This is a genomic window from Buttiauxella cochleicola (assembly GCF_021282405.1).
GTDB classification, from domain to species: domain Bacteria; phylum Pseudomonadota; class Gammaproteobacteria; order Enterobacterales; family Enterobacteriaceae; genus Buttiauxella; species Buttiauxella massiliensis.
Genome location: NZ_JAJSOU010000001.1, coordinates 66,810 through 77,787, shown reverse-complemented (window position 1 = coordinate 77,787; position 10,978 = coordinate 66,810). Strand labels below are relative to the sequence as shown.

10 protein-coding genes are annotated in these 10,978 nt (G+C 48.0%); 5 read left to right on the top strand and 5 right to left on the bottom strand.

Annotated features, from left to right (window positions below; genetic code table 11):
• The first annotated feature begins 6 nt into the window (after positions 1-6).
• The 3 genes from LVQ79_RS00325 to LVQ79_RS00315 are packed head-to-tail and all read left to right on the top strand — an operon-like array spanning position 7 to position 2,992.
• On the top strand, positions 7-1,584 hold the full coding sequence (locus tag LVQ79_RS00325) for an ExeA family protein (protein WP_232863471.1): 1,578 nt from the start codon (positions 7-9) through the stop codon (positions 1,582-1,584).
• A complete protein-coding gene (locus LVQ79_RS00320) occupies positions 1,581-2,156 on the top strand; it encodes a general secretion pathway protein GspB (protein WP_232863470.1) in 576 nt (191 codons plus the stop codon). Before LVQ79_RS00325 ends, LVQ79_RS00320 begins: the two co-directional genes overlap by 4 nt.
• Before the next feature lie 5 nt (positions 2,157-2,161).
• On the top strand, positions 2,162-2,992 hold the full coding sequence (locus tag LVQ79_RS00315) for a prepilin peptidase (RefSeq protein WP_232863469.1): 831 nt from the start codon (positions 2,162-2,164) through the stop codon (positions 2,990-2,992).
• A gap of 18 nt (positions 2,993-3,010) precedes the next feature.
• On the opposite strand, the gene LVQ79_RS00310 is transcribed toward LVQ79_RS00315, so the two are convergent.
• From LVQ79_RS00310 to LVQ79_RS00290, 5 genes are all read right to left on the bottom strand, one after another.
• Positions 3,011-3,907, bottom strand: coding sequence for a transporter substrate-binding domain-containing protein (locus LVQ79_RS00310; RefSeq protein WP_232863468.1), 897 nt, complete (start codon positions 3,905-3,907; stop codon positions 3,011-3,013).
• 270 nt (positions 3,908-4,177) lie between these two features.
• Positions 4,178-5,380 carry a cytochrome c gene (locus tag LVQ79_RS00305; RefSeq protein WP_232863467.1) on the bottom strand — a complete coding sequence of 401 codons (1,203 nt, stop codon included), beginning with the start codon at positions 5,378-5,380 and terminating at the stop codon, positions 4,178-4,180.
• A gap of 6 nt (positions 5,381-5,386) precedes the next feature.
• Positions 5,387-7,279, bottom strand: a complete 1,893-nt coding sequence (locus tag LVQ79_RS00300) for an NAD(P)/FAD-dependent oxidoreductase (protein ID WP_232863466.1) — start codon at positions 7,277-7,279, stop codon at positions 5,387-5,389.
• Between the two features lie 12 nt (positions 7,280-7,291).
• On the bottom strand, positions 7,292-7,768 hold the full coding sequence (locus LVQ79_RS00295; RefSeq protein WP_232863465.1) for an ester cyclase: 477 nt from the start codon (positions 7,766-7,768) through the stop codon (positions 7,292-7,294).
• Between the two features lie 15 nt (positions 7,769-7,783).
• A complete protein-coding gene (locus LVQ79_RS00290; RefSeq protein ID WP_232863464.1) occupies positions 7,784-9,214 on the bottom strand; it encodes a gamma-aminobutyraldehyde dehydrogenase in 1,431 nt (476 codons plus the stop codon).
• Between the two features lie 279 nt (positions 9,215-9,493).
• Here LVQ79_RS00290 and LVQ79_RS00285 point away from each other — a divergent pair, with 279 nt between their 5' ends.
• Both LVQ79_RS00285 and LVQ79_RS00280 read left to right on the top strand, forming a co-directional pair.
• The gene (locus LVQ79_RS00285) at positions 9,494-10,219 is read left to right on the top strand and encodes a FadR/GntR family transcriptional regulator (protein WP_232863463.1); all 726 of its coding nucleotides are present in this window, start codon (positions 9,494-9,496) and stop codon (positions 10,217-10,219) included.
• A 24-nt stretch (positions 10,220-10,243) separates the two neighbouring features.
• Positions 10,244-10,939, top strand: a complete 696-nt coding sequence (locus tag LVQ79_RS00280) for a cache domain-containing protein (RefSeq protein ID WP_232863462.1) — start codon at positions 10,244-10,246, stop codon at positions 10,937-10,939.
• The last annotated feature ends 39 nt before the right edge of the window (positions 10,940-10,978 follow it).

The window sequence follows — 10,978 nt, the reverse complement described above, 5'->3', positions numbered from 1 at the left end:
TGAACCATGTACCAGGATTTTTTCGCGCTGAATGCGGCACCCTTTACGCTCTCGCCCGACCCCGATTATCTCTATCTTAGCCCGGCGCATCGGGAAGCCCTGAACCTGCTGCATCACACCATTGTGTCAGGTGGTTTTATGACCCTGGTAGGTTCACCCGGCACCGGTAAAACCACCCTGACTCGCCATATTTGCCTGCATGCGGGAGTCGAAACCGAAACGGCATATTTGATTGCCCCGTTAAATTCCCCCATAGCGCTAATGACGCAAATTTGCCGCGCGTTTCATCTGCCCGAAGAAACCGATCTGGAGACCTTTTTACGTCATAACCACAGGGGGCGAAAACAGGCGGTATTGCTAATCGATGAAGCGCAGCATCTCACCCTCGCCCAGCTTGAAGCACTGTGCGCCCTGACCAATATTGAAACTGACGACAGAAAATTGTTGTCGATTGTGCTTATCGGCCAACCAGAACTTGAAGATAACCTCGACCACTCCAGCCTGGTTCAGGTTAAGCAACGCGTGACAGCACGCTATTTCCTCACACCGTTGTCGGCCGAAGATGTAGACGCGGCAGTGCGGTTTCGCCTGCAAAAAGCGGGCTGTTTACACCCTATCTTTTCGCGTGGTGCTGTCAGTGTCATTACGCGCATCAGTAAAGGTATTCCACGTATTATCAATCGGCTTTGCGAGCAAATGTTAGTGGATGCAGCGCTGGAAAGGCGCTGGCGCATAACCTCATCACATGCCGCGCAAGCTGCTCACAAGGTCACGGGGCGGGTCGATATTGGCGGAATGCCCGGAGCCATGACCCTCGTCGTGGCCTGCATGCTTGTGTTTGTTGTCGGCGGGTTTGGCTGGAAACAGTGGGGATGGCTGCCGCAACCGCAAGTACGCACCGTCAAAGTTCCGGTGAGTATTGCACCCGACCCTAAAGCTCAGGCGTCGTTTGCGGCTGCTGTAAATAAGGCCCGCAATCAGAGTGATGCTTTTTCGTTACTGAGCGCAACCTGGGGTTATGAGAGTGCGGATGACATATCGCCATGCGAGACAATATCCCTCGCTGCGCTGCGCTGCTTTCGCACTTTTGGCGAGTTAAGTGAGTTAGTTTCCCTGAATTATCCCGCTGTCGTGCATCTCAAAGATAAGACTTTTGGCCACTGGTTTGCGGTGCTCAGCCACGTCAAAGATGGCAAGGCATCACTTCTTTTCGCCAACCAGGAATGGGAGGTTTCCCTCGACTGGCTTAATCAGCGCTTTCAAAAAGATGCCACGTTAATCTGGCAAATGCCTGCCAGCGGCGTGACTCACGTCACCAATCATAGCCCGACAGAAGATATTCAATGGGTGGCTCAACGACTCACGACAGCATTAAAAACGCCGGTGAGTGAAAAGAGTGCAAAAATTCAGGCGGGAATCCTCGCATATCAAAAACTGCAGCACCTGCCTGCTGATGGGATTGCAGGAGAGCAAACATTACTGCGCCTGAGCAATCAGCCCGGACTGGATATTCCCACTCTTGATGGCACGATTCCTGCCCGCGACCAGGCGACCAACAACACGATAGAGCAGGAGAAACCATGAACCTGTCACTTACTCTCAAACCACACTCGAGATTGTCAGCTAAAGGGTTTCTGATTTTAAGCTGGTGTTCAGGCTTGACCTTTGCGGCACTCTCGGGGGCTGCTGCCTGCTACGGCTGGTACAGCCTGCATAATCCACCGACTGTCAAAAGAGTTGAAGTACTACATCAGGCAACCCAACCCTGGCGCATTGTTAGCAACACGCTGACGTTTAATACACAGCCTTTGCCTGCTGAACCAGAAGCCGAACCGGAAGTTGTTCCAGAGGAAGAGTCACCAGAGGCCGAAGAACCAGGCAGCGTCGTGTCGGATGAAAAAATGGCGAATGAAGATACCTATCCAGGCCTTGAGCAGTTATCAGAGGACGCACGGCGGCGAATGCCTTCCATCAAATACAATGCTCACGTCTACTCCAGTGAAACAGGCAAAAGCGTTATCAATCTTAACGGCAATGATTACCACGAGGGAGCCGCTGTCGGTGCTGGAGTAAAGCTTATGAAAATTGAACCGGATGACAGTATTTTCTCGTTTGAAGGGCAAACGTTCCGCGTAACAGCGCTGTCGGACTGGTGATGGTGATGGTGTTAATTGAACTAGCTTCTTTTTATCCCATCACCTGGGGCGCAATGCTGGGTGTTCTGGGGTTACTGATCGGTAGTTTTTTAAATGTTGTCGCCTGGCGTTTACCCAAAATGCTCGCCGACCAATGGCAGGATGAGGCTTTGCTTACGCTGAATATCCCAGCCCCTTCCCGGCCTACCTATAATTTGTGCTGGCCACTCTCAACCTGCTGTTCTTGCCAGCATCCAATATTACGCCGCGATTTACTACCGGTCGTGAGTTGGTGCCTGTTGCGCGGGAGAAGCCGTTGCTGCCAGCAACCCATTCCCGTGCGCTACCCGCTGGTCGAATTAACCTGTGCTACGTTATTTGTCTTTGCAGGAGTGTTATGGCCACCTGGAATACAGCTCGCGGCGAGTTTGTTTTTTATATCTGTGTTATTAACGCTTGCTGTTATAGATGCGCGGACGATGTTATTACCCGATGCCCTCACCCTACCCTTAATTTGGTGTGGTTTGCTGGTGAACTTTAACGGTTGCTTTGTCACCCTACAGGATGCAGTGGTCGGTGCTATGTGCGGCTATCTGGCGTTTGCGTTGCTGTCAGTCATTTTCACAAAATTGACCGGGAGAGCCGCACTTGGCGGTGGCGATGCTAAATTATTGGCGGCTATTGGTGCCTGGTTAGGCTGGGAAGTTTTGCCACAATTAGTCATGATTGCGGCTATGGGTGGCTTATTGGCGGCGGTAATTATGCATTTATTGAAACGCCAAAAGCTAAACCAGCCAGTAGCCTTTGGCCCCTGGCTTATTCTTTCTGCTGGTTATTTTTTGTACCTTACAGCTTAACATTTTGACAACCCGCAGTTATTCAGGTGACGACGCACGGTATGTCGCGCCTGGCGCACTTGCTTTCACATAATGCTGTAATACTTTACTCATTGGCATATGCAAATTTTGCTGTAATGGCGGGACGGGCGACATAAACCATTTGTTATACAGTTCGACGTATTTTCCACTGTTGATAATTTCGCCTAAAGATTGATTAACCAGACCGGTTAATTCAACGGAATCTTTTGCCATCATTAAGCCATAAGCATCCATATCGCCGAAGTCGACATAACTGATGACATAATTCTCGGGGTCACCAGCTTTAAATGCGGCGAGTAAGACCTCGTCGTTAGCTAACATTTTGACGTTTTCAGACTTGAGGAGTGTTAAAGCCGAAGCAAAATCTTGGGTCGTTACCATCAGAAGCGAATAATCCAGTTTACGGTTCAGTTTGTTAACACGCTCAATGGCGGAACCACCAGAAACGGCTGCAATTGTTTTACCCCGCAATTGACTTGCTTCCTGAACAGATTCCTTTTTCTTAGAAAGTAACACTGTCGTGGTAATAAAATAGGGGTTAGAGAAATTATAACTTTTAAGGCGTGAATCTGTACGGGTAATTGCCGAACATGTCATATCAACAGTATGTTCTTTTACTTTTTGTAAAGTTACACTCTGTTTTTCCCCAACCCAATTAATCTCAATATGAGGGATATTTAGCTCTTTTTCTAGCTGTTCAACAACATCACGACATATATCAATCGCCATACCTACTGGCTTGTCATTATCAACATATGAGAAAGGGAAATCATTATACGAATAGCTCAATGTTATTTTGTGATTTTTCTTTATATTCACAAGGCTATCATTTGCATGAGTATAAAACGCTGGAAATGCACACATAACAAATAAAAGAGATAAATACTTTTTCATAAAAATGCCAATATAGAATATATACACCCAATACCTTGAACGTTGCCATCATCGATGATGAGCCACACAACCTTATGCGCGCTGAAGATGACACACAAGCCAGCGACATTAAAGAATTATCCATAAATAAAAATTTAGCTGATGTAGATGTCAATATCCTTCTTGATATTGGTTAATACGAGGAAGGTGATTCGTTAACAGTTGGTTGCCATAGTGATCTATTTGCCTGAGTGGATAAGCCATTACACCGTCCACTCAGGCAATAAATAATTATTTCTGCACTTCTTTAATTTTCACAACATCATCCTTACTGATAGGTGTTGCACCACTCCCCCAATTCCCTCTCACATAATTAACCACATTAGCCATTTCATCAACTGACATCGAATCTTTATATGCTGGCATTCTGAAGGAAATATTACCCTTGGTTTGCGGTGTTTGTGCACCTTGATAAATAACCGAAATCAGTGATGCTGGATCTTTCGCCGTGACTATTGAGTTATTCACTAAAGAAGGCACCGTAAAATCTTTGCCTTTACCGTCATCACCATGGCAGGTCGAACAATACATCGAATAGAGTGTTTTCCCATCCGTCGGTGAATAAGTTATTGAGCCATCTTTTGCAACGGGCGTTGAGTTTTTGTGATTGAAGTTCAGCAAATAAAAGGAAATAGCATCTAAATCACCATCGGTAAGATATTGCGTACTTTGCGTAACGACTTCACTCATTGGCCCCGATATTGCCCCATGCTGGCTTCTTCCCACACGCAGAAGATCTTTTAATTCCTCAGCTGACATCGAGATATTTCGTAGTGATGGCGCATACCAGCCATCAATTGTTGCGCCACTAAGGTAAATATCGCTGGTTCCATCATAGGCTTTTTCCTGCATTGATGCGCCTCTTGGCGTATGACAGGCACCGCAATGGCCTGGACCTTCAACCAAATAAGCACCACGGGCCAGTAACTCTTTATCCTGCTCCGTAGTTTTTAGCGCTGTATTATCGGGATGGGCATCCTCAACATATAACCAATTCCAGATGTGCAGTGGCCACCTGGCGGAGAGCAGCCATGGAATATCATTCTCTTTATTTTTCACGTCAGCGGCGGGAACCTCTTTCATGAAATAGTCATAGAGATCGCGAATGTCCTTATCGGACATCCTGGCATACGAGGGATAAGGCATTGCGGGATAGAGTGGATGACCATCTTTCGCAATCCCCTGTCTTACTGCCTTCTCAAAATCTTCATACGAATACTGACCAATACCGGAGGTTTTATCTGGCGTAATGTTGGTGGCGTAAATATTCCCAAGCGGCGTGGAAAATGCTTTCCCTCCCGCCATCGGTTGGCCACCTTCGGCGGTATGGCAAGCCACACAGTCCGAAACCTTTGCCATGTATTCACCCGTGGAGATGGCCGCGGCATGACCGGTATATAAAATGCATCCGATAGCTAATAAAGTCTGTTTCATGTCAGCTCATCCCATCGCCTTGAGTTCATTGACCGCACGCCACGCCTGGTCAATCGCAGTATGCGCATAGGCGTCCCAGTCTGAATCGGAGTTCGCAATCGCGATTCGCCCGATAGGCTTACGCGCCCGTTCAATAATTTCCGGCATCTTATCCATGTCATCGAACAACGCGCTGGCGTAATAAGCGTAGCCATGAGCCCAGCGGTTCACGGTTATAGCAGTGATATCCCGTTCATGATCAAATCCGGTTTGCCCCAGCATTTCCTGAAGCTGTTCGCGGATCATCTTTTCATGAGCATCAAAAGTGGTGCCGAGCAAATATGCTCGCCCCTGGCGGAACTGTTCGCGGGCACTCATTTTGCTGCCCGGGTATGTGGGTACATAAACCATATGCAGGCACATAGGTTCATCCGGGTTTTGCGGGTGGTGATAACTTCCCATGCTCACCGGATAGTCGAGCTTCACGCGGCTGTAAGGGGCCGCAGGAGAATAGAATTCGTGGATACCTAGCTTGGTGAAAGCATGCCAGTTCTTGACCACCACATTGGTGTATACCAGCGGCGCTTTAACGTTCAGGCGCAAGTCAGCCTTTTGCTCTTCCGGGGTTTCAGGCACCAGATACGGGATCATCATGTTGTAGCCCGCCATGATGGCCTTACGCCCTTTGACGCGATGCGCTTTGCCGTCATTAACGTATGTCACGACCACGCCATCATCGGTATTGGCCGCATTAATCACAATGCTGCTCAGGCGAATGCGGGTACTGTTCTCTTTGTTATCGAGTTTTTGATAATTCAGCCTGGAGGTGATGGAGTCTTCCATCGTGTTGCCAGGTAGCGCTTCAGGCACCAGTTGCCTGACTATCAAACGAGCCAGGCCCGCATTACCATCCGGTAAATGATAGACATAAGGCTCTTCCAAATCGGCAAGGGATTCTTCATCGAGAGGAGGCAAGCCCATCTTGTCCATTCCCGGCAATGCGCAAGTGCGAGCATCACCACAACTCACACCTTCAATGCCGATAGCAAAGAAGTCATTGGTGCGTTGCTGGAAATACATGATGGCCATTTTGCTCAGGCCCACTTTTTCCACCAGGAAATCCCGGTAGCTGTGGGTGTCCATCCATTCGGTTTTCTCGTCTACCGACATCCCTTTCAGGTAATCCTGCGGATTAACATACAAATCCAGAATGGCTTTGCGGTCGCTCTCACTTAACGGGAAATCATTGATAAATGCCTCAAGGCTGCGGCCATTGAGTCTGTCTGGTGGGATATCATCGGCGACTGCGCGCCCAGGATCGCCGCCAACAATTTTGGTTTCACCGAAGTTCTTTTTGTCGAAGAAAACCCCACGGCTCAGATTTAAGTCCGGGTAAAAATTGACCTCAAAGCTCTGCTTCATGCGCGCTACGCTAACGCCAACCTTAGACATCAGGCCATTTACCACCGGGCTAAAGTTACGCGTTGGCGACTGAAAGGCTTCGCTACCGCCATAACCAATGATTTTTTTGCCGCCGGCGTTAAATTCATTGCGCTTCGCGTGGCCGCCAAAATCATCATGGTTATCAAGCACCAGCACTTTGCTCTCTTTACCCATCAGGTCGTGCCAGAAACTGGCTGCCGCAAGGCCGCTTAACCCGCCGCCGACAATAACCAGATCGTACTCTTCTTCAATTGGAAGATGGTCAGTACTGAATTTTTCATGGTCACGGCCAATGGCGTGCGCCATCTCGAATGAGCCGGGATGGTTGCCGCGTAACCCGGTAAGTTGGGGTGGATAGTAATCCTCCCCGATAACCGCGCGGGCATTACCGGCAGCTTTGGCAAGGTCAAGAGGTGTTAACCCTGCTGCAATAGTGATGGCAACTCCGTTGAGAAAATCACGTCTGGTTATGGACATAAAAGACCTTACTTATTTAGCCTGTGGTTTTAATTCTTCATCCAGCTTCTTAGAGTCGTAGTAATCGCCTTGCCATGTAATCTTGCCATTATTGACGGTGATATAGCTGACGCCTTCAAATTTAATCGGGTTATTGGTTGCCGGGCTGCCAGCCCACTCACCGCTATTTTTGCCGCTAAACTCCCAGCGGAAGGCGATGGTGTCGTGGTCATAGACTGGCTTGCTGGTCATTTTCCATGTCAGGTCCGGTACGGCTTTAATAAAAGCACCTATGACATCTTTTTCCGCGTTTGCCTTGCCGTTAACCGGCGTGCCATTTGCTGCATCGTAATAAACCACGTCTGAGGCTAAATATTGTGCAGCTTTTGCCGAATCATGGGCGTTCCATGCGGACATATAATCTTTAACCACCGTCAACGGGGAAACATCCGCCAACGCCAGATTTGAGAATAGAGCAAAGGAGAGTACGGCAACTTTTATTGCTTTCATTTCATCACCTTAATATTAGGAGTCAGAGGTATCGCACATAATGTGTTTCACACGGGTGTACTCATCGAGCGAGTAGGAAGACAAGTCCTTCCCATAACCGGATTTCTTGAAGCCGCCGTGGGGCATTTCAGCGCACAGCGGTATATGGTTGTTAATCCACACCGTGCCAAAATCGAGACGCATGCTGAAGCGTTGGGCGCGGCCGTGATTACTGGTCCAGACACTGGATGCCAGGCCATATTCCACGTCATTCGCCTTATCCAGCGCCTCTTCTTCTGAGGAGAATTTCTGCACGGTCATCACTGGGCCAAAGACTTCGTGCTGAATCGCCTCGTCGCATTGTTCAAGCCCGGAAATAATCGTCGGTTCGAAATAAAAACCAGGGCCAGCGCCAGGCTTACCGCCGGTTTCGATTTTGGCGTGCGCCGGCAGTCGGCTAATAAAACCTTTAACCTGCTCTAACTGATTGCGGCTGTTCAGTGCGCCGTACAACGCATCCTTATCTTCAGGCACGCCAAATTTGATTTCGCGGGTTTTGCTTACCAGCTTTTCGAGGAATGATTCATAAATGGAATCTTCAATCAGAATGCGCGTCGCCGATGTGCAATCCTGGCCTGCGTTGAAGAAGCCCGCGGTGGTGATAATGTCTACCGCTTTATTAATGTCGGCATCGGCAAAAACGATAACCGGTGCTTTGCCGCCAAGTTCGAGGTGAGCTTTGGTGAGGTTTGCAGCAGCAGATGCCGCTACCTGTAAACCCGCACGTACCGAGCCGGTGATTGAAACCAACGACGCTTCTGTGCTCGATACCACCAGGGAGCCAGTTTCAGCTTTGCCAAGCAGCACGTTAAACGCGCCCTGTGGGAAAATTGGCGCGGCAAGTTCTGCCAGAATTAAGGTGCTGATAGGCGTGGTATCGCTAGGTTTAAGCACCACGGTGTTCCCTGCCGCCAATGCTGGGGCAATTTTCCACACCGCCATCATAAACGGGTAGTTCCACGGCGTGACCTGGCCAACAATCCCTAACGGCTCGCGGCGAATAGTTGAAGTTAAACCGGGGGTATATTCATATGAGGCTTTGCCTTCAAGACATCGCGCCGCACCGGCAAAGAAACGCAGCGCATCGCAGGATGCTGCGATCTCTTCCTTTTCGATAAAGTGGCGTAACTGCCCTGTTTCCTGACTTTGCGCTTGCGCGAGTCGGTCCACATTGTGTTCAATCGCGTCGGCCAGTTTTAACAGTGCCAGCTGTCTTTGGGACGGGGTTGAATGTTTCCAGACGGCAAACGCGCTTTTCGCTGCGCTATAGGCCTGATCTACCTCGCTACGGCCTGCACCTGGCGACAGCGCGTAGGTCTCTCCGTTGACCGGGCTTACCAGCTCAAAGAGGTTATCCTCCGAACCTGCTACATATTGCCCATTGATAAAATGCTTCAGGATGTTCATTACGCTCTCCGCTCGTTAAAACATAAACTATATTATGTAATATGTTTTATGTGACGCGAATTCAATAACATTTTGCTAACAACATGATATACATCCCATTCCGACGTGATATTTTAATGTGCAATTGCGCAGCGTTCATAAAGCGCGATGGAAAGGTTCCAAACGAGCGACATATGTTGCATGTGGACCAGCATCAACACATAAGCATTCCTTCATTAACAAGGGGTTGTATGCTATGTTCAGTGAACTATTTAAAGGATTATCTCACCAGGGAAAATTATGATTACTCATGCGGTGATATTCGCGCCAATAGGCCAGGCCAGCCGTTCCGATCAGATAGTTCAGCGTCTTTCAAATGCCATTATTACCGGCTTGCTTGAGGCAAATGAGCAATTACCGAATGAAGCCGACCTCGCAAAAATGATGGGGGTTTCGCACATCACCATCCGTGAAGCGTTAAATACGCTGCGTGCCAACAAATTAATTCACACTGTGCGTGGGCGTAATGGCGGTAGTTTTGTTTGCGAGCAAGTCTGGGAATTCAGTAATACCCTTAATCCATTTAAGACCCTAAGTACCGATTATTTGTCGGATTTAGGTGAAATGCATTGCGCTATTATTAGCCACAGCACACGTCTGGCATCACGTCGTATGACGAACGCAGATATCACTCGCCTACGTGAATTTGTTGAAGTGCTCAATTTAGCGACATCACCTGAAGCACGCACTCAGGCTGATATGCGTTGTTTGTTAGCCATAGCCGCCTGTTCTCAGTCAGCGCGTCTCGCTAACCAGGAGCTAATTTTGCAGTCCGAATGGTCGTCGCTGGTGGCTATTTTGTTCCGTTCAGAAAATATCCACCGTGAGATTGTTGAGCTATACACCACGTTAATTAATACTCTGTCTTCACACAATGAATCCGAGTCAGTTAACATCGCCAAAAAGCTAATCGATACGTTTACTTTCTATCTGATAGAAAATAAATTGAAATACAGTGCAACCTGACAAACTATAAAAATAGGCATAAATATGCTATTAACAACATCACTCCATGCCCTTACCGAAAAAATTGATAGCATCATTAACTCCACCATTGAATCCACCGGTTTGCTTGCCCGCAACATTGAAACGTCACTGGCAGAAATTGAGGATGTTAATCTGGAGCATTTGCTTGAGCCTTCCGTCAGAAAAACCATTCAGGATCATATTAAAGCCACTTTAAACAGCAATGTTTACTGCTCCGGTGCGGGCTTTGCCAGCCATATCGAAGGCTCAGGAAGTAATAAAGAATTTTGGCTGCTCGAGTGGTGGTATAAGAAAGCTGATGGTGTAAAACAGGTGAATCTTGATTTAGACCAGGCCACGCAACAGCGTCTGGATTTCAGAACCTTTGAGTGGTTTAAGCAAGCTCCAGCTGTCGGTAACGCATTTATTCATGGCCCCTACGTCGACTATATCTGTAATACGTCTTACACCATCACTAGCGCTGTACCGGTTTATTTTAATCAGCAATTCTTAGGTGTAGCTGCAATAGATTTATTGGTCAGCCGCGTTGAGGATGAGTTATTACCTTACGCTGCCGATAATAAAGTCATTCTGACCAACAAAGACAGCAGGATTGTTTTTTCAACGCATCCTCGTTTCCGGGTGGGCGATTTGCTGGATATCAGTGTGGCGAAGATTGTCTTTGAGAATGATTACTTTAATTTGTATCAGGCTACATAAATTTAGGGAGGATTAGCGTTTAGCGCTAATCCTCCCTTT